Source organism: Verrucomicrobiia bacterium (assembly GCA_036268055.1).
Taxonomy (GTDB): Bacteria; Verrucomicrobiota; Verrucomicrobiia; order Limisphaerales; family Pedosphaeraceae; genus DATAUW01.
Window position 1 is genome coordinate 286,438 of the sequence record DATAUW010000018.1, and the last position, 24,624, is coordinate 311,061.

General features: G+C 56.1%; 25 protein-coding genes. 14 read left to right on the forward strand and 11 right to left on the reverse strand.

What is annotated here, in order from left to right; translation table 11 throughout:
• Positions 1-5 precede the first annotated feature (5 nt).
• From VH413_13745 to VH413_13755, 3 genes are read left to right on the forward strand one after another with little or no spacing between them, the layout of a single operon-like run.
• Complete coding sequence (locus VH413_13745) at positions 6-1,037, forward strand: beta-ketoacyl-ACP synthase III (protein ID HEX3799754.1); 1,032 nt, start codon at positions 6-8, stop codon at positions 1,035-1,037.
• A 43-nt stretch (positions 1,038-1,080) separates the two neighbouring features.
• Complete coding sequence (locus tag VH413_13750) at positions 1,081-1,401, forward strand: hypothetical protein (GenBank protein HEX3799755.1); 321 nt, start codon at positions 1,081-1,083, stop codon at positions 1,399-1,401.
• A gap of 44 nt (positions 1,402-1,445) precedes the next feature.
• Positions 1,446-2,534, forward strand: a complete 1,089-nt coding sequence (locus tag VH413_13755; GenBank protein HEX3799756.1) for a PilT/PilU family type 4a pilus ATPase — start codon at positions 1,446-1,448, stop codon at positions 2,532-2,534.
• Between the two features lie 34 nt (positions 2,535-2,568).
• Here the strand turns inward: VH413_13755 and VH413_13760 are convergent, their stop codons facing one another.
• Together VH413_13760 and VH413_13765 are read right to left on the reverse strand one after the other, a co-directional pair.
• Positions 2,569-3,864 (reverse strand): 3-deoxy-D-manno-octulosonic acid transferase, encoded by a 1,296-nt coding sequence (locus tag VH413_13760; protein ID HEX3799757.1) that lies wholly within the window; start codon positions 3,862-3,864, stop codon positions 2,569-2,571.
• Between the two features lie 517 nt (positions 3,865-4,381).
• The gene (locus VH413_13765) at positions 4,382-4,717 is read right to left on the reverse strand and encodes a hypothetical protein (protein ID HEX3799758.1); all 336 of its coding nucleotides are present in this window, start codon (positions 4,715-4,717) and stop codon (positions 4,382-4,384) included.
• Between the two features lie 448 nt (positions 4,718-5,165).
• Between VH413_13765 and VH413_13770 the strand changes: the two genes are divergently transcribed.
• Positions 5,166-6,188, forward strand: coding sequence for a serine/threonine-protein kinase (locus tag VH413_13770; protein HEX3799759.1), 1,023 nt, complete (start codon positions 5,166-5,168; stop codon positions 6,186-6,188).
• Positions 6,189-6,287: 99 nt separating this feature from the next.
• On the opposite strand, the gene VH413_13775 is transcribed toward VH413_13770, so the two are convergent.
• The 6 genes from VH413_13775 to VH413_13800 all read right to left on the reverse strand — a co-directional run bounded on the left by VH413_13775 (position 6,288) and on the right by VH413_13800 (position 10,941).
• Positions 6,288-6,722, reverse strand: a complete 435-nt coding sequence (locus VH413_13775) for a hypothetical protein (GenBank protein ID HEX3799760.1) — start codon at positions 6,720-6,722, stop codon at positions 6,288-6,290.
• Between the two features lie 187 nt (positions 6,723-6,909).
• Complete coding sequence (gene lptE / locus VH413_13780) at positions 6,910-7,422, reverse strand: LPS assembly lipoprotein LptE (GenBank protein HEX3799761.1); 513 nt, start codon at positions 7,420-7,422, stop codon at positions 6,910-6,912.
• Positions 7,419-8,429 carry an outer membrane protein assembly factor BamD gene (gene bamD, locus VH413_13785; GenBank protein ID HEX3799762.1) on the reverse strand — a complete coding sequence of 337 codons (1,011 nt, stop codon included), beginning with the start codon at positions 8,427-8,429 and terminating at the stop codon, positions 7,419-7,421. Before bamD ends, lptE begins: the two co-directional genes overlap by 4 nt.
• A gap of 46 nt (positions 8,430-8,475) precedes the next feature.
• Positions 8,476-8,997, reverse strand: coding sequence for a hypothetical protein (locus VH413_13790; protein HEX3799763.1), 522 nt, complete (start codon positions 8,995-8,997; stop codon positions 8,476-8,478).
• Between the two features lie 163 nt (positions 8,998-9,160).
• Positions 9,161-9,820: a hypothetical protein gene (locus VH413_13795; GenBank protein ID HEX3799764.1), complete on the reverse strand. Its 660-nt coding sequence runs from the start codon at positions 9,818-9,820 to the stop codon at positions 9,161-9,163.
• Between the two features lie 362 nt (positions 9,821-10,182).
• A complete protein-coding gene (locus VH413_13800) occupies positions 10,183-10,941 on the reverse strand; it encodes a dihydrofolate reductase family protein (protein ID HEX3799765.1) in 759 nt (252 codons plus the stop codon).
• Positions 10,942-11,181: 240 nt separating this feature from the next.
• Between VH413_13800 and VH413_13805 the strand changes: the two genes are divergently transcribed.
• The 8 genes from VH413_13805 to VH413_13840 all read left to right on the forward strand — a co-directional run bounded on the left by VH413_13805 (position 11,182) and on the right by VH413_13840 (position 18,902).
• Entirely contained in the window at positions 11,182-11,847 is a 666-nt protein-coding gene (locus VH413_13805) for a CerR family C-terminal domain-containing protein (protein HEX3799766.1), read from the forward strand.
• A 21-nt stretch (positions 11,848-11,868) separates the two neighbouring features.
• Positions 11,869-13,008, forward strand: coding sequence for an ABC transporter permease (locus VH413_13810; GenBank protein HEX3799767.1), 1,140 nt, complete (start codon positions 11,869-11,871; stop codon positions 13,006-13,008).
• Positions 13,001-13,738: an ABC transporter ATP-binding protein gene (locus tag VH413_13815; GenBank protein HEX3799768.1), complete on the forward strand. Its 738-nt coding sequence runs from the start codon at positions 13,001-13,003 to the stop codon at positions 13,736-13,738. The genes VH413_13810 and VH413_13815 overlap by 8 nt, the downstream gene beginning before the upstream one ends.
• Positions 13,739-13,750: 12 nt before the next feature.
• Entirely contained in the window at positions 13,751-14,725 is a 975-nt protein-coding gene (locus VH413_13820; GenBank protein ID HEX3799769.1) for an efflux RND transporter periplasmic adaptor subunit, read from the forward strand.
• Between the two features lie 20 nt (positions 14,726-14,745).
• Positions 14,746-16,113 carry a TolC family protein gene (locus tag VH413_13825; protein HEX3799770.1) on the forward strand — a complete coding sequence of 456 codons (1,368 nt, stop codon included), beginning with the start codon at positions 14,746-14,748 and terminating at the stop codon, positions 16,111-16,113.
• A gap of 290 nt (positions 16,114-16,403) precedes the next feature.
• A complete protein-coding gene (locus tag VH413_13830) occupies positions 16,404-16,706 on the forward strand; it encodes an STAS domain-containing protein (protein HEX3799771.1) in 303 nt (100 codons plus the stop codon).
• A 3-nt stretch (positions 16,707-16,709) separates the two neighbouring features.
• Positions 16,710-18,497 carry a SpoIIE family protein phosphatase gene (locus VH413_13835; protein HEX3799772.1) on the forward strand — a complete coding sequence of 596 codons (1,788 nt, stop codon included), beginning with the start codon at positions 16,710-16,712 and terminating at the stop codon, positions 18,495-18,497.
• A 30-nt stretch (positions 18,498-18,527) separates the two neighbouring features.
• On the forward strand, positions 18,528-18,902 hold the full coding sequence (locus VH413_13840) for a response regulator (GenBank protein HEX3799773.1): 375 nt from the start codon (positions 18,528-18,530) through the stop codon (positions 18,900-18,902).
• A 6-nt stretch (positions 18,903-18,908) separates the two neighbouring features.
• On the opposite strand, the gene ruvB is transcribed toward VH413_13840, so the two are convergent.
• The gene (gene ruvB, locus VH413_13845; GenBank protein ID HEX3799774.1) at positions 18,909-19,928 is read right to left on the reverse strand and encodes a Holliday junction branch migration DNA helicase RuvB; all 1,020 of its coding nucleotides are present in this window, start codon (positions 19,926-19,928) and stop codon (positions 18,909-18,911) included.
• Between the two features lie 576 nt (positions 19,929-20,504).
• On the opposite strand from ruvB, the gene VH413_13850 reads away from it, so the two are divergent.
• Positions 20,505-23,024, forward strand: coding sequence for a sodium-translocating pyrophosphatase (locus tag VH413_13850; protein ID HEX3799775.1), 2,520 nt, complete (start codon positions 20,505-20,507; stop codon positions 23,022-23,024).
• Positions 23,025-23,106: 82 nt separating this feature from the next.
• On the forward strand, positions 23,107-24,039 hold the full coding sequence (locus VH413_13855; protein ID HEX3799776.1) for a cobalamin-binding protein: 933 nt from the start codon (positions 23,107-23,109) through the stop codon (positions 24,037-24,039).
• On the opposite strand, the gene cutA is transcribed toward VH413_13855, so the two are convergent.
• Together cutA and VH413_13865 are read right to left on the reverse strand one after the other, a co-directional pair.
• A complete protein-coding gene (gene cutA, locus VH413_13860; GenBank protein ID HEX3799777.1) occupies positions 24,022-24,354 on the reverse strand; it encodes a divalent-cation tolerance protein CutA in 333 nt (110 codons plus the stop codon). The two genes, VH413_13855 and cutA, sit on opposite strands and share 18 nt — an antisense overlap.
• A 14-nt stretch (positions 24,355-24,368) precedes the next feature.
• The coding region (locus VH413_13865) for a hypothetical protein (protein ID HEX3799778.1) at positions 24,369-24,624 on the reverse strand (256 nt) is incomplete at its 5' end.

Genomic DNA, 24,624 nt, shown 5'->3' on the forward strand with positions numbered 1-24,624 from the left:
TCCCAATGACCCAATCCAAAAAGTTCAAAAACCCCCGCGCCAACCATGATTTCAAAGGGCGCACTTGTTCCATCACCGGCGTCGGCTCCTATGTCCCGTCACGCGTCGTGACCAATGCCGACCTGGAAAAACTCGTGGACACTTCCGACGAATGGATTTTCTCCCGCACGGGCATCAAGGAACGGCGCGTCGCCGCCACGGATGAATTTACCTCCGACCTGGCCGCGCACGCCGCGGAACGCGCGATGAAAAAAGCCGGCGTGAAGCCCGAGCAAATTGATTTGATCATCGTCGCGACCATCACGCCCGACATGCCGTTTCCTTCGACCGCATGTCTCGTGCAGCAAAAGATCGGCGCGTATCGCGCGGCGGCGTTTGATATTGAGGCGGCGTGCTCGGGATTTATTTATGGCCTGGAGATCGGCCAGCAGTTCATCATGTCGCGCACGTACGACACGGTGCTGGTGATCGGCGCGGAAAAACTTTCGTCCATCATCAACTGGAGCGATCGCAATACCTGTGTGCTGTTCGGCGACGGCGCGGGCGCGGCGATTTTGCAGAATCGTCCCAACTCCCACGGCTTGCTCACCGCGTGCATGGGCGCGGATGGACAAAAAGCCGATCTGCTTTCGATGCCCGCGGGCGGCAGCCGTTGTCCCGCGAGCGCGCAATCGGTCGCGGCTGGACTGCATTATTTACGCATGGACGGCAAGGAAGCTTTTAAGAATGCCGTGCAGGCGATGGACACCGCCGCGCGCGAGTGCCTGCGCCGTTGCGAAATTGATATCACACAAATCAAATGCATCATTCCGCATCAGGCGAACCAGCGCATCATTGACGCCGTCGGCAAGCGTATCAATGCCGCGCCCGAACAAATTTTCATGAACCTGGAAAAATACGGTAATACTTCCGCGGCGTCCGTGGCGATCGCGCTCGACGAGGCGGTGGAGACGGGCCGGGTCCAGCGTGGCGACTTGATTTTACTGGTGGTTTTCGGCGCGGGGCTTACGTGGGGCGCGGCAGTCATCGAATGGTAAAAATTTGACGAAACGGGGCTTTGTGATAAGGTAATTTACTACTATGAGCGCTAGAAAACTCGATACTGCCAATGCTTTTTCATCAGCCGTTACCGTTCAAACCCGCCAGACCTGCCTCTCGCTGTCGCCGGATCAGGTACGCGTGCGCCGCAATGGAGTTGAGTTTCGTTCTGACTCACCGATCAGCGCGTGGACGGAGATGACCGTCACGCTGCAATCCACCAAGGATGCCGGGCGGGTTCATTGCACCGGAGTCGTCGTGGCCTGCAATGGCAATCGCCACAATGGCTACACTGTCTCGATGGTTTTCACCAGTTTGTCGAAGCAGGCGCAAGCGCGTCTCGATCTTCTTGCCTATTCTTGATTCTTGACTAGCGTCCCGACGGTTGGTTCTGGTAAATCTTCGGCATGGAATTGTTTCATCGTATCTTGAAGCTCGCGGTTGACGGCGGAGCTTCCGACATTCATGTCAAAGTTGGCACACCCGTTATTTTTCGCATTAGCCGGCAACTCATCGCGATTGAGGCGCCGCTTCCGACCGAGGATTGGATGAATATGGTCGTGAAAAAAATCACGCCCGTACATCTTCACAAGCGCCTCGAAGAAGAGCGCGAAGTGGATTTCTCCTATTACGAGCCATCCGTGGGCCGTTTTCGCACGAACCTTTTCCAGCAGCGCGGACAATTTTGTCTTGCGATGCGCTTTGTGAAAACCACCGTGCCGAGTTTTGAAGATCTCGGTTTGCCGGGCATACTTCGGAAGATCGCGGAATCGCCGCGTGGAATTGTGCTCGTCGCGGGTTCCACGGGTTCGGGGAAATCAACGTCACTCGCGGCGATGATCGAACACATCAACGCCAATTCCAAAAAGCACATTGTGACGATGGAAGACCCGATTGAATTTGTCTTCGAGGACAATCAATCCGTCATCGAGCAGCGCGAAGTTGGCCTCGACACGCTTTCCTTCGAGCACGCGCTCAAACACGTTTTGCGCCAGGACCCGGACATCATCATGATCGGCGAAATGCGCGATGCCACCAGTTTCACCGCGGCGATGAGCGCGGCGGACACCGGCCATCTGGTGCTTTCGACCTTGCACACGACCAACGCGGCGCAATCCGTGGGACGTATTCTTGACTTTTTCAAAGCGGAAGAACGCGAACAAGTGCGGCGTCAGTTAGCCGGCACGCTGCAAGCGGTGATCTGCCAGCGCATGGTGGGAACGGTCGCGGGTGGCGTGACTCCGGCCGTCGAAATCCTGATCAACACCGGCACGGTCAAGAAATTGATCGAAGAAAATCGGCTGGAAAAATTGGGGGCGGCCATCGAAACCGGCATGGATGACGGCATGCAAAATTTCAACCAGGCGCTGTTCCAACTGGTGAAGGACCAAAAAGTTTCCGAGAAGGAAGCGCTTGCCAAGGCGTCCAACGCGCAAGCCCTGGAAATGAATTTCAAAGGCATCTTCCTCGACGAAGGCCGGCGTATTTTGGGTTAAGGCGTCGCGAATTTTCCTGGGGAAAGATTCCTCCCTATGCCGAGCCTGGTGTCTGTTGGCCGTCTGCTCGCGGCTTGGGTGGGACCACATAAGAGTTCAAACCCTTGAGATGTTCCACAATCAAATCCACAGTGCGATTCACCGCACCTTGATTTTCGCGCACGATTTTTTGCGCATTGCGGCCAAGTTGTTCCCGCCGTTCGGGACGCGCAAGCAAATCCGCAAAAACATTTTCCAGTTCCGCCGCGTCACGCACTTGCACCGCGCCGTCCTGCGCGAGAAAAATTTTGGTGACATCGCTGAAGTTTTGCATGTTCGGGCCGAAGACGACCGGCTTGGCCAGCGCCGCGGGTTCGATGGGATTTTGGCCGCCCTTCGCCGTCAAACTTTTGCCGATGAACGCAATGGTGGCGTATTCATAAAAATAGCGCAATTCGCCGGTCGTATTTACCAGAAGACATTGCACCGAACCGGGCGCGAGATGGGTGGCCGCAGTGATTTCGCTGCGATACATAAATTTGACGCGCTGGTTGGAAAGCTCCTGCGCCACTTCGCGCGCACGCTCGAAATGCCGCGGCACAAGGATGAGCACGAGATTGGGAAAACGCTTACGCAGGCGGAGAAATTGTTGCGCAAGAATACGCTCTTCGCCCGCATGGGTGCTGCCCGCCACGAGGATGGGCGCGTCGGTGGAGATCCCGATCTGCTGGAGCAGGGCAGGGACATCGAGCGTTTTGTTGTCGGGAATTCCGGCGGCATCAAATTTCAAATTGCCGACCACGTGGACAGCGTCGGGCTGGCATCCGAGTTCGCGCAGTTTTGCGGCGTCACTTTCGTTTTGTGCGCCGACGGCGGTGAACGACGCGAACAGCGGGCGGAAAATAAAACCGAATCTTTTATATCGCGGATACGAACGGTCCGAGAGCCGTGCGTTGATGAGGAAGACGGCTTTGCCGAGTGAACGCGCGCGCCACATAAAGTTGGGCCAGATCTCCGATTCGATCAGGCCGATGGCATTGGGATGAATCGAGCCGAGCGCGCGCCCGACGTATCGCTGACGGTCAATTGGATAATAGATTTTGCCGATCGTGGGCGGCAGGCGTTTTTGCAATTCCGCCATGCCGGTGGTCGTGGTGGTGGAGACGACGATCTTGAGATTCGGCATGCGCGGTTGCAAGGCGCGGATCACCTGCAGGCAGACATTCATTTCGCCGACGCTTACGGCGTGCAGCCAAATCACGTGGCGATTCGTGACGGATTGCTTGACCTTATTATTGTAAAGGCCGAGGCGCTGGTTGAAGTCTTGCCGCCAATTTCCCCGGCGCCACATTTTAAAAAAATAAAATGGGGCCGCCAAAAAGAAGGAGATATTGAAAAAAAAGTTATACCACTTGCGCATTAGGCCTTACCCCGAGCTTTCAAAATAGCGAGCATCGTTCGTTTCTGATTTATGAGTGACGAATTGGCGGCATTACTCAAACCAATAATTCGTTCCCGTAAAAATTAGATAACATTTTAGCGGGGATGTTCCAAGCCATTCTTGAAAATTTGGGGTTCGCGCGGCAGGGTGGGCGGCTGTTCGGCCGTTTTCCAGTCGTCCATACCGCGTGACGGCGCCTCACCGGTTTCGTCGCCGCAAAGCCTGATCGAGGACAACGTGTGGGTGCAGGCACGCTTGCGCGCGACCACCACCACGGGCATTTGTCGTCCTCAGGCCCCGGGCGAAATGTCTTGTGCTCCGCAAAATGAAATGACGGTGAGGAGCCGTTGGCACAGGCGAAAGTTCGCCGGCGCCAACGATTCCCCACCGCCAAACATCCCTGCGATTGTGGGTGTCGTTTTCATATTCATGCGGCCTGGAGCAGGAGGTTCAAGCTGCGTTCACGGACGCCTGCCTGCCGGAGGCATTGGGCCAGGGCGGCCCGCGCCTTTTCGGCAAGCAAGGTGGGAAACACGAGCAACGGATATCGCGTGGCCCAGGCCAGCGCAGCGGCGTCATTGGCGGCGCGGCGCAAGGCGGTGTTTTGATCGGCATCCGTGGTGTCTTCGAGTAATTGCCGGAGCAAGCGGTCCTTGAGCTTTTCCAATTCTGTGGTTTCCGCGGCGCGGAACGGCAGCGGCTCCACGTTGAACCGCACCTCGCGCGCGAACCGCGCCCGAAGGGTTTGTTTTGTCTTATTCATTTGTTTTTCTTTGGTTGTGCCCCGCGAGGGGCGTTGTCGGTTGCATAAACAAAAAACCCGCGATTGACTGGCAATCGCGGGTTTCTTGAAATTCTATCGCTATTGGTTAGAAAGTTCCTCCCACGATGCCGGTGAGACAAGAGACGCGATGCCAAATAGACATTTGGCGGCCGCCACTCGTGACGCACAGGTTATATTTAAACGTGGTGTTCATTTTTCTACGTTTCCGTCTGCCACTATAGAACACTATATCGGTTGAATTGTCAAATTGATTAAGCGCGATGGAGCGAAGTCGAACCTTCACAAACACAAGTTTCTATGCTGGTTCCATTTGAATTTCATTTCTTGCGAGACTTTTTATCGTCGCAATCGAAAACTCAAGCCGTCTGTCTCCGCAAAAAGCGACATCTAAACTTGTGATAGGAACGCGAAATGCTATATTTTACTTGTGACTACTGGACTCGCTGACGAACGCAAACCATTGCGCATGATTAAATGCAATGCATGTGGCGCTCAAGTATTCATTCCGGGCGATCTCCAACCGCTTGCGACCACGGCCTGCCCGAAATGCGGCAACCAGATCATGATGCCGATGCGGTTGCGCCAATTCGAATTGCGCGCATTTATCGCATCCGGCGGCATGGGAACGGTCTATCGCGCTTTCGATACCGCGCTGGAACGCGAAGTCGCTGTCAAAGTAATGAAGCCCGAACTCGCTGGCGATGTGCTGGCGATTGAAGCCTTCTCCCGCGAAGCTCGTGCGTGCGCCTGCCTGAATCATTCCAACATCATTCACATTTATACTTTCGACGAAAACGAACGACAGAAATATCTCGTGATGGAACTGGCCGATCAAGGCAGCCTCGATGGGCGCATCGAAACGCAAACGCGTATCTCAGAATTGGAAGTTCTGGACATCGGAACCAAGATGGGTTCGGCGCTCGAAGCGGCGTTGAAACATGGTTTTCTGCATCGCGATATCAAGCCGGGCAACATCCTGTTCAATGCTGACAACGAACCGAAGCTCGTGGATTTCGGGCTTGCCCGCAAAGCCGAAGCCGAGGTGAATCCCGACGAAGGCACTTGGGGGACGCCGTATTATGTGGCGCCGGAAAAGATCAATCGCGAGCCGGAAACATTTTTGTCAGATATGTACAGCCTGGGCGGAACTCTCTACCACGCGCTCACCGGGCATGTTCCGTTTGAAGCGCCGACGGTTGAGGAATTGGTGCGTGCGCATGTGAGCGTGCCCTTGACGCCGCCGGACCAGGTGATTCCCGAAGTGAGCCAGTTGTGCAGCGAAGCGATCGTCCGTGCGATGGCCAAGAATCCCGCCGACCGGTTTCAAAGCTACGGCGAGTTCATCATGGCGTTCGAGTATGCGCGCACGATGCTGCTCCGGCAGCAAAGCCAGGGAATTCCCACACCGGTAGCCGCTCCCGGCAAGGCTAAAGGCTGGTGGAAACGCTAGGCGTTTCTTCTCTTTGTTTCTTTCCTGACTTGTTTCGCGTATCTTCACAAAAAAAGGCAGACCATTTCTGGTCTGCCTTGAAAAAAGCAAAAGCAATTATTATTTCGCCGGAGCAGGAGCAGCGGGCGCGGGCGGAGCAGCCGGGGTGGTTTTTTTGGTGCTGCCGAAACTGACATAACGGGCGGTATATGTGGCACTCGCGCCGTCACCGGTCTTGATGTAAGAAACCGTCACGTCTTCACCGACGACACCGTCATCCAAGGTCGCGGTCTTGCCGTTCTTGGTGAGTTTGGTTTTGACGGGATCAATCGTGACGACGCGTTTGACCTGGCTGCCGACGGTGATGGTCATGGCCGATTTGTCCACTGCTTCGAGCTTTCCGCGAAACATGGTCGGATGGGGTTTGGCCGCCGGAGCAGCGGGCGCGGCGGGAGTCGGCGGGGTCGGGGTTTGGGCCATCGCGCCCAAAGGCATTCCGACAACGGTCGCCGCCAAAATAGTAGCCAGTGTTAACTTCCCAAGAGTTCTAATCATAGTTTTTGCAATCGTTAATATTTATTTAATGCGTCTCCGTTGAGATATTGCCCAATTTAAAGGCCTCCGCAAGCCCTTTTTGGCAATGCTATTGGGGTAAAATCCACACCTTTCGCGTGAGCCTCACGCGCAAACTGTAAAGCGGGACTGGAATTTTTTCAATCATCGAAAAAATTTTACGCCGGGATTACCACGTCCCATCCACCAACAACGACGTCGTCCGTTTCGCGAGGTCATCCGTCAACAGGGGAATCGCCGCCCGCTCGGCGCTCGTCAAGTCGGCCCCGGCGCGGACGTCCGTGTGGCCAGTGACGGGATGCTCGAAAAGAACTTTGCCCGAGCGATCGCGCGCGACGATTTTCGCGGTCATCGTGATTTCGTAATCCTGCACAGTCAACACGTCGGTGCGTTGCACGCTGATTTCAGTGCGTTGATAATCGGTAATCACACCGGTGAGGATCACGTCGCCGTCATCATGCGTATTGACGCGATACGTTCCATCCTGCATCAAATTTTTCCGCAGCGAAATCATCACGTAATCGGAAAGACGCGGCTCCAGGGTTTTGTTGACGAAAGGCTGAATTTGGATCGAGCGCTCGCCGGAAATTTCCCCGCCCGCCGGGCCGAGTTTGTAACCGCCGCAACCAACCGCCAGCCACGCCAGCAGCAGCAACCCCGCAAAAACTCGCGTGCGCATCATTTGGCCGGGGAATTCTCCGTAAGCTTTTTGAGCGCGGTAATGCGTTGCAGCGCCGTCTGTGCGTAGGTGGACTTGGGGTCCTGGATCAAAACTTCATTATAATAAATCAATGCGCCTTTGTACTGATGCTTGTGCTCATAAAATTTCGCCGTCTCAAAATTTCCCCGCGCCTGTTCGGTCTTGAGCGAGCCGATGATTTGCTCGCCTTTGTTTACGCGCGGATCATCGGGATACAGCGTCATGAATTGCTCGAAAGTTGCAATCGCCTGGCCCGCCGTGCTCTGGTCATATTCCGCCGTCTCTGCCTGCTTCTGGTAAGCGAGCCCCGCTTTGAACAACGCGTCAGAAGCGATCTTGGGCCGATCATGATAACGATCCGCCGCCTGTTCGTAAGCCTTCGCCGCGAGGATGAACGGCTCTTTGTCATTTAGAAAACGCGTTTGCTTTTCGCGCGCCGCGCCAATGTTCATTTGCGCCTGCGCCGCCACATCGCTGTAAGGCCCGTTCTTCACCAGCTTGTCATACATGTCCACGGTTTTGTCCATGGATGGAAGCGTCGGGATATAACCCCACAATTTGAAACGCTCGCCTCCCAGGAAGCGATTGCAGATGGCGAATTGCCGGTGCAAAATCTCCTCATAATTTGCCGCCTTGGGATATTTTTCGAGCAGCCTCTGATATTCCTTGAACGCCAGTTCGTCCTGATGGCTGGCCTCGTAGCAGCGCGCCAGCAGGTAAGCGCCCCTGGGAGCGTAGTCTGACAACGGCCACGTTTTCACCACGCGTTGCGCGGCCTTCTTCGCCAGGCGAATGTCCTTTTTATCAAAAGCTGTTTGCGCGACGTCCAGTTGATCTTTCGCGCGCAGCTTACGCCACGCGCCTTCGCCACCGGCAGCTTCGTACACCCAGCCTTCGCCGGGCGTATAAGTCAACGGCGCCGGCGAGCGGAAAGGACATGCCAGCACGAATAAGACCGCCAGCCCGATGCGTAAAGACCATCGTTTCATGCTTAAACCGTAACGACGCGCCATTTCCAAGTCAAGGGCCGCGCCGTCAACCGCGATAAATGATCAACACGCCGTAATCTGTCAGCATCTTCTGACTCGCAATGTCCAGATAGCTGTAGTTCAACGGCGTCACGCTGATAAGATTATCCATGCCGAGTTTCGCGAGAAATTTTCCCACGATCTCGTCGAACTTGTCATGGCCCACCTCCACGCAATCCACCCGGCGGATGGACTTCACGCGCAACATCCGGTCGCTTTCCTTCGCCGCGACTTCGAGCGGCACGGGCGGTTTCGTGATCAACGCTTCCTGCGGCTTGGAATGCACCGGGACCTTCAGATGCTTCTCGACTTTTGCGGCGGCCGACGCGGCGATCGCATTGGCCATCGGCGTGCCCCAGCGCGGAGTCGTGGCCTCGGCGTCGGTTTCGGCGGGCGGCGGCGCAGGTTTGGCGTTGGCCGGGATGCGGATTTTATTGTTGCAGGAGGGGCAGGTTATTTCTTCACCGACGCCGGAAGAATCCACTTCCAACTCCTGATTGCACTTCGGACAGTTGAATAAAACATCCATAAAGTGTGTAGGTTGAGGTTAAGGGACTGTAGCTGTGCCTGTATAATAATAAATCCGGCCGCAATGGGCCAGCAAAATATCACCACCGAATCGGCGAGAAATGGACGGCGCGACCTTCATTCAATTATGAAATAATTTACCGGCGAATCCCCCCCCATAAAAATTACGCGCACTTATGCGCACTTACGCGCTTCTTCGCGTTCATCGCCTCCTCCTCTTCGGCGCTTTCCGGCAGCGGCTTTCCCGCCGGCACCAGCGGAAACAAACTCCGCTGGATTTTATTCGTAAGTTTATTGCCCCGGTAAGGATCTTCCATCGCCTTCCGATCCGCCTCCCGCTCCTTCTCAAACTCCATGATCCCTTCCAAAATATTCTCCGCCTCCTCCGTCACATCATACTGCCAGCGCTGCTGCTCAAATTCCAACCGCTGCCGCCTCACCTCCTGTGCCGCCTTCTGGATTTCCAACCGTTGACGCCGCACTTCATTCGCCTCCGCCTGAACCCACAATTTCCCCAGCTTCGGCGCATCCTCAACTCCGGCCTCCCGCAACGTCGCAAAAAACCGCTGCCCTAAAACCCTCCGGCTCGCCTCCGCCAGCAAACTCGTGTCCACCGCCGCCCCACAAATCTCCTTTGCTTCCTTCGCTGATTCCACCATCTCCTCCAGCAGCCGTTCCTGCGCGCACCGCTTATAAAACCGCTTCAACCCCCAAACCGAACCCTCATAACCCATTTCTTCCTGCGCCCGCTTCAGCGCCTCCTCATACCCCAAACCATCCTCAAACAACCATTGCTCCAGCGTCTCGCGCTGTGCATCCGTCAACAGATTCCAACTTGCATCTGACCGTGTTTTTCTTAGTACATTTATATTTAGATTAGTATTCATGTGAGAAGAATCTCACGAATTCCAAAAACCGTGTAACTCTCCATAGGTTTGACAAACCCAATCCAGAACGACCCCTCTTTTTTTCAAACAGCCGTTTGAACGTCTTGTGGCGGCATCTTAAAAAAGCCAGCCTTACCCCTGCAAACATGGGCGATATTTAATTCCCAGGGGAGCGCGTGCGTTCTCGCCGGCGATGCCTTTAAATCATGAAATGACTCATCAGCGATTTTTTTTGAAAAAAATATCCATTATCAGAAAATTTTTGAGCCCTTCTCACCAACCCCGCGTTCCAGCCCTTTTTAACGGTTTCTTTTTCCCGCTTCCTTCACCACTCGATAAACCAAAAACATCTCATCCCCCACGCGCTTCTGCGAACGCAACTCCAATTTCGCCGCCGCTGCCAGCGTCGTGAATCCATTTCCGTCCGACATCGTCGGTGCCGTGCGCCCGCCCAGCACCAATGGACACAATGTCACATGCACTTCATTCACCAGCCCCGCTTCAAACAATCCCGCATTGATCTCCCCGCCGCCTTCGCACAACAACCGTTTTACTTTCCACTCCGCGCGCAGCCACCGCAACGCCATTGCAAAATCCAATTCGCGCTTCCCGCAAACCTTCACCACGTCCGCCAGCTTCGATAACTCACGTAATTTGCCCGGCGATGCCCGCTCCGTCGTCAGCACAATGATCGGCGAAAACCGATGCTTAAAAATCTCCGCATCCGGGTCCAGCGTGCCCGCACCGCTCACCACCACGCGGATATTATATTCCGCGAGCCCGCGCTTGAGCCGCATCCGCCGATACTTCGCGCCGCCCGTGCCCAGTTTCACCGGCCCCAGGTCCACCGTCCGCGCGCCCGACATCACCGCGTCCGCCTCCGTGCGCAATTCCAGCAAATGCTCCTGGTCCCGCGCGCTGCTGAACGGCACGAAATGACGATTCACTGGCGCCAGCTTCCCATCTCCCGTCATCGCCACGTTCAAATAAACGAACGGCAACCCTCCCAAGTCCTTTTTTGCTTGGCTTCGTCGAATCTTAATATTTTCGTAGTCCACTATGATATATATGACGCAGGTGACCTAAGCTCCGTTAGGAGCGCCATGTTTATAACTCGTTCTTCTTCCAGTCATCAAGCTCCGTAGGAGCGGCACAATCTTGAGGAAAACCATACTCCCCGGCATCACCCTATAAAATCGAATCCTTCTTTTCCACTCTCCGCGTCTCCGCGGTTAAAAATAATACCTTCCATTTCCCACTTGACAATTCAAACGCATGTTTTAAATATCAGTTTGAATATGGGAATTCGCCCTGCCATACCCGATCACGCCACCCACGCGGCGACGCGCGAGCATTTGCTCGAAGCCGCTGGCGAAGTTTTCGCCGAAGTCGGTTTTCGCGCCGCGACTGTGCGCCAGATCTGCCAGCGCGCCGGCGCGAACATCGCCGCCGTCAATTATCATTTCGGCGACAAGACCGAGCTTTACCGTGCCGTGCTCAAGGAATCCTCCCGTGCCGCGCTTGCGAAATATCCGCCCGATTTTGGCCTGCCGCCGCGCGCCACGCCCGAGCAGCGGCTTCGCGCATTCGTCTATTCGTTTCTCCTGCGCATTTTTTCCGAAGGCCCGTCCGCGCGCCACGGCAAGCTCATGGCCCGCGAAATGATTGAGCCTACCGGCGCGCTCGACAGCATCGTCAAGGACAACATCCGCCCCTCATCCGTCCTGCTCATGTCCATCATCGGCGATTTGATCGGCAAAAAGGCCAGTGACAAGACCAAACGCCTCTGCGCCATGAGCGTTGTCAGCCAGGTGCTTTTTTATCATCACTGCCGCCCGGTGGTCCTGCGGCTTTTTCCTGGCATCAAGTTCGACGAAGCCAACACCGTCGCGCTCGCCGACCACATCACTTCATTTTCTTTGGCCGCGCTGAAACAAATCGCCAAATCACCCAAAACCAAATAGCCGCGCCAAACTCCATTCTGCATGTATCACATCGCGCTCAAAATGCTCCTCGGCGACAAGTCGAAGTACGTCATGCTCGTTGGCGGCCTCACCTTCGCCGCGCTCCTGATGACGCAGCAATGCGGCGTTTTTTTCGGCCTGCTTTCGTGGACCACCAGCCACATGCGCAACATGCGCGCCTCCATCTGGGTCGTTGATCCCAAGGTCGAACAGATCAATGAAATCAAGCCCATGCGCGATACCGACGTCAATCGCGTCCGCAGCGTCACCGGCGTCGCCTACGCCGTGCCGCTTTACACGGGCGTCATCCAGGCGCGCATCAACGACGGCTCGTTCAAGCCTGTCGAGATGATCGGCATTGATTCGGAAACTTTGATCGGACGCCCGCCCGTCATCCTTTCCGGGCGGCTCGAAGATTTGCGCCTGCCGAATACCGTGATGATTGATGAACTCGCCGTGCAACGCCTCAGCGCCGGCCACGCGCACAAACTCGGCATCGGCGATACCTTTGAGATCAACGACCGCGAAGCCCGCATCATCGGCATCTGCAAAACCGACCGCCACTTTTTCGGTTACCCGTACGTTTTCACCACCTACGATGAAGCGCTGCAATTCGCGCCCAAGACGCGCAAGATGTTGAGCATTGTCCTCGCCGAACCGAGTCCGGGTTTCACCGCCGCCCAGGCTGCGCGCGCCATCGAACGCGAAACCCTTTTGAAAGCCTACACCGAATCCGAATTCAACGCCGCCACGGTGAAATGGTTTTTCGCGAATACCGGCATTCCCGCTTCCTTCGGCACGACGATCATCCTTGGCTTCATCGTTGGCATCGCCATCGCCGGGCAAACTTTTTATTCCTTCGTGCTGGAAAACCTCCGCCACCTCGCCGCGCTCAAGGCGATGGGCGCGAGCAATGGCCTCCTCTCGCGCATGCTCATGCTCCAGGCGCTGACCGTCGGCATGATCGGCTACGGCCTCGGCGTGGGCTTGACCACGCTCTTCGGCCTCGCGGTGTTGAAGACCGGCCAGCCGCCATTTTTGCTCCCGTATCAACTGCCCTTGTTCACCTTTGTCGTGATCGTGCTCATCTGCATCTTCGCGGCGATGCTGGGCATCCGCAAAATCTATAAACTCGAACCAGCGGTGGTGTTCCGTGGCTGAAGCAAACGGCAAAAACAAGCTCGCTATCCACGTCCGGGGCGTGACGAAAACTTTCGGCACGGGCGAAGCCGGCACGAAGGCGCTCAAGGGCGTGGACTTCGACGCGCGCCTTGGCGAGATGCTCCTCATCGTCGGTCCGTCCGGCTGCGGCAAGACGACCTTGCTCAGCGTCATCGCCGGCACGCTTGAATGCGATACCGGCGAGATCAATGTTTTCAACACCGAATTGCACGGCCTCAACCAGCGCGACATCACGGAATTTCGCAAACGCAACGTCGGGTTTATTTTTCAGCAATTCAATTTGATCCCGACGCTCAGCCTCGTCGAAAACGTCAGCGTGCCGCTACTCATCAACGGTGTAAAACGCAGCGCGGCTGAAAAAAAATCCCGCGCGTTGCTCGATCAACTCGGTTTGCAAGGCCGTGGCGATGAGCGCCCGACGAATCTTTCCGGCGGCCAGCAACAACGCGTCGCCATCGCCCGCGCGCTCGTGCATGAACCGCGCCTGGTGATTTGCGACGAACCTACTTCCGCGCTCGACAAGGACACCGGCGCGAAAATCATGGAGCTGTTGCGCGAAGTCGGGCGGCATCCCGATCGCTGCGTCATCGTCGTCACGCATGACAATCGCGTTTTTAAATACGCCGACCGCATGACCGAGATGGAAGACGGCCGCGTCGAGCGCGTGCATGAGAATTATCAGAATTATTCGGGAGCCGGGGAACACTAAGGAAAATGAAATATGCTTTTTAAAAAAATCAGTTTTTATCTCGCGGTACTGGGCATCATGGGCACGGTTTGGCTGGTGGTTGAACTCCGCAAAACGCCGCCCGCGCCGCCGCCGCCGTTTGAGCCCGCGCGCTCGCCTTATACTCATTTCGTCGCCGGAACCGGCATCATCGAAGCCGCGCGCGAAAATGTAAAAATCGGCGCACCGGAAGGCGGCATCATCAAAACCATTTACGTGCAAGTCGGCAGCGCGGTTAAGAAGGGCGACCCCTTGCTGTTGCTTGATGACCGTGAAATGCGCGCCCAACTTGCCACCATGCAGGCGCAAGTTGAAGCCATGAAAGCCGCTTGGGAAAGCGACAAAGTTTCGCTGGCCGATGCCGCGGACCAATTCAAGCGCACTGATACGCTCGCAAGCGAAAACGTCGCCTCGGTGGACGAACGCACGCGCAAGCAATTCGCCTTGCAAAGCATGGAAGCTCGCGCCGCCAAAACCGAGGCCGACCTTAAATCCGCGCAGGCGCAGGTCGAACTTGTGCAAACCAATCTTGAAATTCTCACCGTGCGCGCGCCGCGCGATGGCGCCATCCTGCAATTAAACGTCCGCGAAGGTGAATACGCCGGCACGACGCCCACCGACCCGCTGATGATTCTCGGCGAAACCGATCACCTGCAAATCCGCACGGACATTGACGAACAGGACGCGCCGCTTGTCGTCGCCAATCAGCCCGCCATCGCGTATCTGAAAGGCGACACCAAAAATCCCATTCCGTTGCGTTTCATCCGCATCGAACCGTACGTCGTTCCAAAAAAATCCCTTACCGGCGACAGCACCGAACGCGTGGACACGCGCGTGCTGCAAATCATTTTTCAATTTGAACGTCCCGCCTCGCCAGTGTATGTCGGTCAGCAAATGGATGTTTTCATTCAGCGTCCCGGCGATGCCAATGCCGTCGCACAAGCTCCGGTGAACACTACGCCACGATGAAAACCCATTCGTCATCACCCATGAAAAATAATCTTATCCGCGCCACGATTTTGTTTGGCGCTGCCTTCAGCATTTTCACGGCCTTCGCCGATGCGCCCGACACGAACCAGGTTCCGTCGTGGATTGATCATCCGCTCTCGCTCGCTGAGACAATCAACCTCGCCTTGCAACAAAACGGCGCGATCCTCCGCGGTAAAAGCGATCTCCAGGCGCAATATGGGGTCGTCGTGCAAACCCGCGCCATCGCCATTCCGAGACTCTCGGCCACCGGCAATTATCTTTACACCACCGAAGTCGAAACCGCGCCTTATCCCGGCGCGCCCGGGGCCATCAATAATACCTGGGGCGCGACGCTTCAGCTCACGCAAAGCATTTATCAGGGCGGCCAAATCACGTCGTCCCTTCGCTCGGCCAAACTCACCCAGGCGCAGGCCATCCTCGATTATCAAACCGTTATCGCGGATAATCTACTGCAAGTCCGCATTGCCTATTACGATGTCCTGCAAGCCGCCGAACAAATCACGGTTGAAGACGCTTCCGTCAAGCTCCTGCATAAACAACTCGAAGACCAGCAGCGCCGTTACGATGCCGGTTCTGTTCCGCGTTTCAATGTTCTGCAAGCCGAAGTCGCCGAAGCCAACGAACGTCCTCATCTCATTTCCGCGCGCAATAATTATCGCATCTCCAAGAACACGCTCGTGGATTTGCTCGGCGTTCGTTTGCCGCCGCAGATCTCCCAGGACGTCCCGCTGCAACTCAGCGACAAACTTGACGCCGATCCGTATCAGATTGATTTGCCCATCGCCATCGGCAAGGCCTTCGAGAATCGTTCCGAGCTGGCGTCGCTGCGCAAGAAACAGGCGTTGAGCGATGAAGCGGTCATCGGCGCGAATTCGAATTACAAACCGTCCGTGCAACTCATCGGCCAATACGGCGCGCGCAATTCCGAATTGCTCAGCGACGATCCCGGCTTCGTCGTTCATGGCGCGAGCGCGGGCGCGCAAGTGAGCTGGAATATTTTTGACGGTTTTCTCACCAAGGGAAAAGTCCAGCAGGCGAAAGCGCAGCAACAGGGCGCGCGCGTGGACGTGGACAACGAAATGCGCTCCATCGAACTCGAAGTGCGCACCGATTATTCCAACTTCATCGAAGCCAGCGAAACCCTTGAGTCGCAGAAAAAAGTTTTGGAAGAAGCCGAGGAGGCGTTGCGGCTCGCCACCGCGCGCAATGGCGCCGGCACGGGCACCCAACTCGATGTTTTGAGCGCCGAGACTTCGCTCACCCAGTCGCGCTCGACGCAAATCCAGGCGTTGCATGATTATGATACCGCGCGCGCGCGTCTCGAACGCGCCATCGGCATCAACATCATGCAGACCAATGGAAAATAGTACATCGGCACGCCGCGCAATCTTCTTTAACCACTTCGGCAACCGCGAAAGTGGCCCGCCATTTGCTGATTCAGAAACGCAATAGTGCATCGGCTGTGCCGTAGTGAAAATGGGGCGCAACCGGTGGTAAGATTGGTCGAAGTCCGGTAACGGGCGCGAAATTTGGTGTTTGCGGCCCGCGAAAATTCAAGGCTTTCGCCTTGCGGAGGTTCGTTCATCTCACGATTGAGACAAGCGGCATGAAAGGCCGTTTGTGACGGTGTCCCGGTTTGTACATTTTCTGAACAGTTATGAAAATCGAAGTTCATGGCGAAACGATCCGGATCACCGGCGTCCGGGAGTTGGGCACGTCCAACTCGACGGAACTTCGCGACCAGGCCCGCGCCGCGCTCACGCCCGCGCAGAAGAACATGGAGATTGATCTTTCCGAAACCGTGCTGCTCGATAGCTGCGGTCTCGGCACGCTCATTTCGCTTCACAAGACCATTTGCAGCCGTCACGGAACCGTCCGCCTGATGAATCCCACGCCCGGCGTTCAGCAAATTCTCGAACTGACCCGGATGCACCGCATTTTCGAGATCGTCAAAAACTAGGTCATGCAAGGGAACTGCTCGCGGCCTGCTGCCTTGCGGCTCACGATTCCCTGCGAACTTCCCGCGGTCAGCACCGCCATCAAAAGCGCCCGGCAATTCCTCGCCGAGCAAGGCTGGCCCGCCGATGAATTGATAATGTTCGATCACGCGCTGGTTGAGGCTTGCAACAATGCGATCAAATACGTCGGCGATGAAGGACGCGAGCAACCGGTGGGGATCGAAGTCAGCAGCGACGCCGAGCAAGTGGAATTCCGCGTGCGCGATCACACGCCGGGTTTCGATTGGCCAAAGAAAATGGAACTGCCGCGTCCCGACAGTGAGAATGGCCGCGGGCTTTATCTCATCCATTCGCTGATGGACCACGCCGGTTATCTTCGCGGGCAAAGCGAAAATATTCTCGTGATGCGCAAGCGGCGTGCGTCGCCCATCGCCGCTGCGCCGCCATCCACCAACACGTCGCAGATCCGGCGCATCGCCGAGCAGGAGCGCATGATCACCGACATGGTCGAGGAATTGAGTTCCTGCTACGAAAGTTTGTCGGCGATCTTTCGTTACAGCACCGACGCGGGCCGCAACGGCAGCCTCACGGAATTTGCCCAACGCCTGCTCGTTGATCTGCTGCAAATCGTCGGCGGCGAATGGTTCGTGCTGCGGCTCGTGCCGCATAACAGTTCGCGAATGGTCGTCTTCGCCGCTTCGGAACCCGCGCAGGAATGGAAGCAAATCTTTTTGCCACCCGCCGGGCATCCGGCGACGTCGCTCGAGATGAAAGCCGCGTTGAACCGCGAACGCGTCTGGTTCGATCACGAGGAAAAAACTCCCGCCCATGAACCGCTCGCGCGCGCGCGACCCGGAACGGCAGGCGTGGTGTATCCGATTCTTCTGGGCGAACAGTTGATCGGCACGCTGGCGTTGGGGAAGACTCCGCCACGCGCCGTTTCCATCGTGCGCGGCCAATCCGTCTTCACTGTCGCGCAAACCAACGTCGTGAATATGTTTGCGGATTTTCTGGCGATTCAAATCGCCAACGCGCGTTTTCAGGAAGAGCAGGTCAGCCGCCGGCTCGTCACGCACGAATTGGAAATCGCCAAAAATATCCAACGCTCGCTGCTGCTGACCGCGCTGCCGCAACTGCCCGGCTTCACGCTCGCCGCGTTTTGTCGCAGCGCCCGCGAGGTCGGCGGAGATTTTTACGACGTGCTGCGCATCAATGAACATTCCGCGCTGCTCGTGATCGCCGACGTGATGGGCAAAGGCATTCCCGCAGCGATGTTCGCGGCGATCCTGCGCAGTCTCTTGCGCGCTTCGCCGGAATTGACGCCGCAGCCCGCCGCCTTGCTCGCGCGCGTGAACCGGTTGTTGTTTCCCGAATTGTCCGGCGTGGACATGTTCATCACGGCGCAACTGGCGTTCGTGGACGCCAAAGAACGCAAGCTCGTCACGGCGAGCGCGGGGCATTGTCCGCTGGCGGTCGCGGACAAATATGGCGTGAAAACTTTTTCGCCGGAAGGTATGCCGCTGGGCATTTTTGCGGACACTGAATTTCAGGATGAAATCGTGGATTTGCCGCCGGATTGCCGCGTGATGCTTTACACCGACGGCCTGAGCGATGCCTGCGACGTGAAGCGCGAATATTTTAGCCACGAACGCTTGATGAAGTGGCTGCACGACTCGACCGCCAAACCTCGCTCGGCGGAACAATTAAAAAATGCGTTGTTGCACGAACTGGATCAACATCAACTCAACGCCGGACTGAACGACGACCAGACTTTTATCATCATGGCGGGCTGATGAAAATTTTGCGAACAAAACTATTATTTTATGAACAAACGAATCCTTGTGGCCGACGACGAATCATTCATGCACCGGCTTTTGCACCATCATTTGTCGCGCGCGGGTTACGAGGTGGTAAGCGTTTCGAGCGGCAGCGAAGCCGTGGCGCGCGCCGCGAGCGATGCGCCGCAACTCGTGGTCATGGACGTGATGATGGGCGGACTCGATGGATTGGCCGCGCTGAAAGAACTCAAGCAAAGCGATGCGACGCGTGAAATTCCGGTCATCCTCATGACCGCGAGCGCGCAGATCACGCGCAAGCAAGCGGAGGAATCGGGTGCGTCAGCATTTTTTACGAAGCCGTTCAGTCCCACGCAACTGCTCCTGGAAGTGAAGCAACTAATTGCAAAAGCGGCGAATTGACGAGGATTAAAAGAGTTTGGACTGGTTTCCGCCGCCCGCTTTCAAGCCCAGCTTTTTGTATCCCAACTCCGTTGCCACGCGGCCTTGCGGAGTGCGCTTGAGGTAGCCTTCCATGATCAGATACGGCTCGTAAACTTCCTCGATCGTATCCGGTTCTTCACCCACGGCGACGGCGAGCGAACTCACTCCGACCGGGCCGCCGCCGAATTTCACGATCACCGCTTCGAGAATGCGTTTGTCCATTTCGTCGAGGCCATTTTCGTCAATCTCCAGCATCGCAAGAGATTTATCGGCGATGTCGGCGGTGATGCGGCCATCGCCACGGACTTGCGCGTAATCACGGACGCGCCGCAATAAATTATTCGCGATGCGCGGCGTCCCGCGGCTGCGGCGGGCAATCTCCCGCGCGCCATTTGGGTCCATCTCGATATTCAACAGGCGCCCCGCGCGCAGGACGATTTGTTCAAGCTGGTCCGAATGATAATAATCGAGCCGTTCGCGCACGGGAAAACGCGTGAGCAGGGGAGCGGTGAGCAAACCGCTGCGGGTCGTCGCACCAATCAAGGTGAAGCGCGGGAGATTCAGGCGCACACTGCGCGCGTTCGGCCCCTGGTCAATGATGATGTCCAGTTTGAAATCTTCCATCGCGGGATAAAGATATTCCTCAATGGTTTTTTGCAGGCGATGGATTTCGTCAATGAACAGCACATCGCCTTCTTCGAGATTGGTCAAGAGGCCAGCCAGATCGGCGGCTTTTTCGATCGTGGGGCCACTGGTGCTTTTGAGATTCGCGCCCATCGCCTTGGCGATGATGTTGGCGAGGGTGGTTTTGCCGAGCCCGGGTGGGCCGCTCAATAATATATGATCAATCGCCTCGTTGCGCTGGCGGGCGGCGGCCACGGTGATTTCGAGCCGCTCCTTTACTTTTGGCTGGCCGGTGAAATCCGAGAATAACGACGGACGCAGCGTCATTTCCAACGCGGCATCCGGCTTGTTCAAAACATCTGAAATCGTGCGCTCAGCCATGAATCAAAACAATGCGAGATGCCCGTGTATGGAACAAGGCAAAAGAAGTTTGGCGCGATAAACGCCCGTTCCCAATGGACCGCGGGTCTGTGACCCGCAGCAAGTTCCATCCGGTCAAGCCGCGTTCGGCTCAGTCTGACGCGACAATCTTCTTCGTGAGTTGCTGCGGGTCATAGACCCGCGGTCCGCAAGGAAACTAATCCATCGCCGTTCGATAGAGCAGCATACTATGTATGCGTATAAATAGTAAGTCCCGATTTCTAACTCGGATAGAGTGGAGAAAAATCAAAGGTTGCATTTGCGCGAAGCTTTCTCTAGGGTGTCCGCATTCACCGTTTTTGGGTTTGACCGATTCGCATGGTCGTCATTAACGACAAGAGCAATTTTTTCCAGGCCGTGGCCACGCGCCACGCCTCCTTCCTAAAGTCAAACCTATTGCCAGAAAGTTCCCGCAGATCATATTTTGCTCAACTGCCAGTTGAGGAAAAAGCATTTCGAACGTAGGTAATCGAATGGACAAAAATTGGTTGGTGCGATTTGCCTCGTCGGGCAATAGTACCGCCACAAAATAAAAATATGCTAAAAAACAAGATCAGGTTATGGGCGGTGGCCTTGCCGATGATTTTCGGCGGCGCGACCGGTGCGTTTGCGAGCGAGGCGGACATCCACATTCCCGCGCTGGACCAGGTGAGTTTTCCCGGCCTCGGCAATGTGAGCGGTTCGGCGCTGCTCTATTTCGGGATTTTGGTTTGCGTGATCGGCGCGGTGTTCGGCCTTGTACAATACACGCAGACGAAGGCGCTCGACGTGCATGACAGCATGGCCCGCGTCTCCAATACGATTTGGGAGACGTGCAAGACCTACCTGTTCACCCAGGGGAAATTTCTCGCGATCCTTTGGGTGCTGATCGCGGGCGCGATGGTTTATTATTTTATGGTGCTTCAGGGAAATACGGTTGGGCACGTAGCGGTGATTTTGCTGGCTTCGATTTTGGGCATCCTTGGCTCGTACGGCGTGGCGTGGTTCGGCATCCGCATCAACACCGTTTCCAATTCGCGCACGGCATTTTCCGCGCTCAAGGGCAATCCGCTGGCGACGCTCGGCATTCCGCTGCGCTCGGGCATGAGCGTAGGCTTGCTGCTGGTGTCGGTGGAATTGTTCTTCATGATCTGCATCCTGAAATTTTTGCCGGGCGATTTGGTTGGGCCGTGCTTCATCGGATTTGCGATTGGCGAATCGCTGGGCGCGAGTGTGCTGCGCATTTGCGGCGGTATTTTCACGAAGATCGCGGACATCGGTTCGGACTTGATGAAGATCGTATTCAAATTGCCGGAAGATGATCCCAAGAACCCCGGTGTGATCGCGGATTGCACGGGGGACAACGCGGGCGATTCGGTCGGGCCGACGGCGGACGGTTTTGAAACCTACGGCGTGACGGGCGTGGCATTGATCGCGTTTCTGGCGCTGGCAATGGCCAAAAGCCCGACGATTTGCGCGACGCTCATCATCTGGCTTTTCGCGATGCGCGCGCTGATGATCGTGACCTCGCTCGTTTCGTATTTCGTGAATGAAGGCATCAGCAAGGCGATGTTTGGCGGGAAGAAGGATTTCGATTTTGAAGCGCCGCTGACGTATCTCGTGTGGCTGACCTCGGCGGTTTCCATCGGCGTGACTTTTGTCGCGAGCAAATTATTGCTGGGCGATTTCAAGGGCGCGGATGGCGTGGCGCAACCCGATCTTTGGTGGGTGTTGTCCATCATCATCAGTTGCGGGACGGTGGCGGGCGCGGTGATTCCCGAATTCACGAAGGTGTTCGTGAGCACGCACTCGCGGCATGTGCGCGAAGTGACCAACTGCTCGCGGCACGGCGGCGCGTCGTTGAATATTTTGTCGGGTTTCGTCGCGGGAAATTTTTCGGCGTTTTGGATGGGATTGGTGATCATGCTGCTGATGTTCACGTCGTATTATTTTTCGCAGCACGCGGCGTTGCTCTCGCTGATGCCACCGGAATTTGTTTTCTCCGCGCCGATTTTTGCGTTCGGCCTGGTGGCGTTTGGATTCCTCGGCATGGGGCCGGTGACGATTGCCGTAGATAGTTACGGCCCGGTCACGGACAACGCGCAATCGGTTTATGAATTGAGCCAGATCGAAGCGCGCCCGGACATCAAGGGCGAGATCAAACGCGATTTTGGTTTCGACGCGGATTTTGAAAACGCAAAATACCAGTTGGAAAAAGGCGACGGCGCGGGCAACACGTTCAAGGCAACCGCGAAGCCGGTGCTGATCGGCACGGCCGTGGTAGGCGCGACGACAATGGTTTTCGGCATCATCATGCTCTTGCAGGGCATGTATCGGGAGCAGTTGGCGTTGGGAGTTGCGGGGCCATTCAAGCCGGTGGTGGAGGCGTTGAGCATCGTGCAGCCGGAAATCATCCTGGGCCTCATCATGGGCGGCGCGGTGATTTATTGGTTTACGGGCGCGTCGTGCCAGGCGGTTGTGACGGGCGCGTATAGCGCGGTGGTCTATATCAAGAAACACATGAAACTCGATGCCAGCACGGCGTCCGACAAGGACAGCAAGGAAGTCGTGCGCATCTGCACTGAGTACGCTCAGAAAGGCATGTGGAATATTTTCATCGTCGTGTTTTGCTTCGCGCTGGCGCTGCCGTTTTTCAATCCGTATTTCTTCATCGGCTATTTGATCGGCATCGCGTTCTTCGGTTTGTTCCAGGCGATCTTCATGGCGAACGCCGGCGGCGCGTGGGATAACGCTAAGAAAATCGTCGAAGTGGATTTACGCCAGAAAGGCACCGACCTTCACGCCGCGACGGTGGTCGGCGACACCGTGGGCGATCCTTTCAAGGACACGTCATCGGTGGCGATGAATCCCGTGATTAAGTTCACGACTTTGTTCGGCCTGCTGGCGGTTGAAATCGCCGTGACCATGACCAAGAAACATCAACTGGCGTTGAAGCTGGATCCAAACGCGACCAACTACAGCACCTACATCGGTTGTTTCTTTTTCCTGATCGCGCTGATCTTTGTGTATCGCTCGTTCTACTCGATGCGCATCCCGGAAGAAGTGACGCACGAGTAACCCTTAAATACGTTCTGCCGTTTGCGAGCGGAGCAGAGTTAAATCTGCTCCGCTTTTTTGCGGAAACGATTAAACTTCACCCATGCGCAAACAACGCGTTATTTCACTTTTGCCCAGCGCCACGGAAATTGTCTGCGCGCTCGGCGAGGCCGGCCGCCTGGTGGGCCGCTCGCACGAATGCGATTTTCCGCCGGAGATTCGCGGCTTGCCGGCCTGTACCTCGGCCAAACTCGATGCGCACGCGACCAGCGCGGAAATTGACCGGCAGGTAAAAAATCTTTTGCGCGACGCGGTTTCGATCTACGACGTGGACACCGAACGGCTCAAGGAGTTGAAACCGGATTTGATTTTGACGCAGGCGCAGTGCGAAGTTTGCGCGGTGAGTCTGCCGGAAGTCGAAGAGGCCGTGGCGGCGTGGACGGGCAAGCGGCCCGTGATCCTTTCACTTTCACCGAATCGGTTGGCGGATATTTGGACGGACATCGGGCGCGTGGCGGAAGCGCTGGATATTGCCGAGCATGGGCGCGAAGTTTTGCGTGGCTTGAAAATGCGCATGGTGAATATCATCGAAAAAAGTTGCATGGTGAAACAGCGGCCCTCGGTGGCGTGCATCGAATGGATTGAGCCGCTGATGGCGGCGGGAAATTGGGTGCCGGAATTGGTCGAACTGGCAGGCGGCGCGAATGTGGCGGGCACGGCAGGCAAACATTCCGATTGGATGACGTGGGAGGCGTTACAAAAGCTCGATCCTGAAATCATTATTGCGATGCCGTGCGGATTCGATCTCGCGCGGACGCGAGAGGAAATGGCGTCGCTGGCGAAACACGACGGCTGGCTAAAACTTCGCGCGGTGAAAAACAATCGGGTATTCGTCACGGATGGGAATCAGTATTTCAATCGGCCGGGGCCGCGCATGGTGGAATCGCTGGAAATACTGGCGGAAATCATCCACGCCGACCGGTTTCATTTTGAACATCGCGGCAACGCGTGGGAGCGGTTAAATAGCGCTGGTTGAATCCGCGATCCACTTCAGGTAACGCGCATTTCCCGCCTGCAACGGCAACACCAAAAACTCCGGCGTATCGTACGGATGTTCCGCGAGCACCAATTTCTCCAAAGCTTTCAGATGCTTGCGTGAAGTTTTCATGATCATCAAAACTTCTGCGCTCTTCTCAATTTTTCCCTGCCACCAATAATGTGATTCAATTTTGGGAACGAGATTGGCGCAGGCGATGAGGCGGGCTTGAAGGGCGGCTTTCGCGACCCGCTTCGCCGCTTTTAAATTTGGCGTAGTTATCAAGACCATTGAAAATACTGAGGCATTTGTCATAGGATAAATTCGGGTTATTTATTTGTTTGTGGCCGATGGACGGAACCGTCAGCCATCAACTCCCAACCGTGAATAGGGCAGCGCATCATCACGCGATTGGGGTCTTCATCGTCAGGCGCGCCCGGGGTTAGGAATTCATACGAGACATTTGTAGCGCTCCAAAACGGTGCCTGGCCACGGGAGAATTCTTTGTGGTGAGGGTCGTCCGGGCAAATCAGAGTATTTGGATTAGGAAGTTCATTGGTGATCTCCATGAGATTCTTTGGAAGC

What these genes read in the sequence shown, in the direction of transcription:
- VH413_13765 (HEX3799758.1), bottom strand. Translation starts at nt 4,717, where the DNA reads ATGAATAAGACAAAACAAACCCTTCGGGCGCGGTTCGCGCGCGAGGTG.
- VH413_13775 (HEX3799760.1), bottom strand. Translation starts at nt 6,722, where the DNA reads ATGATTAGAACTCTTGGGAAGTTAACACTGGCTACTATTTTGGCGGCG.
- VH413_13805 (HEX3799766.1), top strand. Translation starts at nt 11,182, where the DNA reads ATGGGAATTCGCCCTGCCATACCCGATCACGCCACCCACGCGGCGACG.
- bamD (HEX3799762.1), bottom strand. Translation starts at nt 8,429, where the DNA reads ATGAAACGATGGTCTTTACGCATCGGGCTGGCGGTCTTATTCGTGCTG.
- VH413_13850 (HEX3799775.1), top strand. Translation starts at nt 20,505, where the DNA reads ATGCTAAAAAACAAGATCAGGTTATGGGCGGTGGCCTTGCCGATGATT.
- cutA (HEX3799777.1), bottom strand. Translation starts at nt 24,354, where the DNA reads ATGACAAATGCCTCAGTATTTTCAATGGTCTTGATAACTACGCCAAAT.
- VH413_13820 (HEX3799769.1), top strand. Translation starts at nt 13,751, where the DNA reads ATGCTTTTTAAAAAAATCAGTTTTTATCTCGCGGTACTGGGCATCATG.
- VH413_13835 (HEX3799772.1), top strand. Translation starts at nt 16,710, where the DNA reads ATGCAAGGGAACTGCTCGCGGCCTGCTGCCTTGCGGCTCACGATTCCC.
- VH413_13855 (HEX3799776.1), top strand. Translation starts at nt 23,107, where the DNA reads ATGCGCAAACAACGCGTTATTTCACTTTTGCCCAGCGCCACGGAAATT.
- VH413_13790 (HEX3799763.1), bottom strand. Translation starts at nt 8,997, where the DNA reads ATGGATGTTTTATTCAACTGTCCGAAGTGCAATCAGGAGTTGGAAGTG.
- VH413_13755 (HEX3799756.1), top strand. Translation starts at nt 1,446, where the DNA reads ATGGAATTGTTTCATCGTATCTTGAAGCTCGCGGTTGACGGCGGAGCT.
- lptE (HEX3799761.1), bottom strand. Translation starts at nt 7,422, where the DNA reads ATGATGCGCACGCGAGTTTTTGCGGGGTTGCTGCTGCTGGCGTGGCTG.
- ruvB (HEX3799774.1), bottom strand. Translation starts at nt 19,928, where the DNA reads ATGGCTGAGCGCACGATTTCAGATGTTTTGAACAAGCCGGATGCCGCG.
- VH413_13745 (HEX3799754.1), top strand. Translation starts at nt 6, where the DNA reads ATGACCCAATCCAAAAAGTTCAAAAACCCCCGCGCCAACCATGATTTC.
- VH413_13750 (HEX3799755.1), top strand. Translation starts at nt 1,081, where the DNA reads ATGAGCGCTAGAAAACTCGATACTGCCAATGCTTTTTCATCAGCCGTT.
- VH413_13840 (HEX3799773.1), top strand. Translation starts at nt 18,528, where the DNA reads ATGAACAAACGAATCCTTGTGGCCGACGACGAATCATTCATGCACCGG.
- VH413_13810 (HEX3799767.1), top strand. Translation starts at nt 11,869, where the DNA reads ATGTATCACATCGCGCTCAAAATGCTCCTCGGCGACAAGTCGAAGTAC.
- VH413_13825 (HEX3799770.1), top strand. Translation starts at nt 14,746, where the DNA reads ATGAAAAATAATCTTATCCGCGCCACGATTTTGTTTGGCGCTGCCTTC.
- VH413_13830 (HEX3799771.1), top strand. Translation starts at nt 16,404, where the DNA reads ATGAAAATCGAAGTTCATGGCGAAACGATCCGGATCACCGGCGTCCGG.
- VH413_13760 (HEX3799757.1), bottom strand. Translation starts at nt 3,864, where the DNA reads ATGTGGCGCCGGGGAAATTGGCGGCAAGACTTCAACCAGCGCCTCGGC.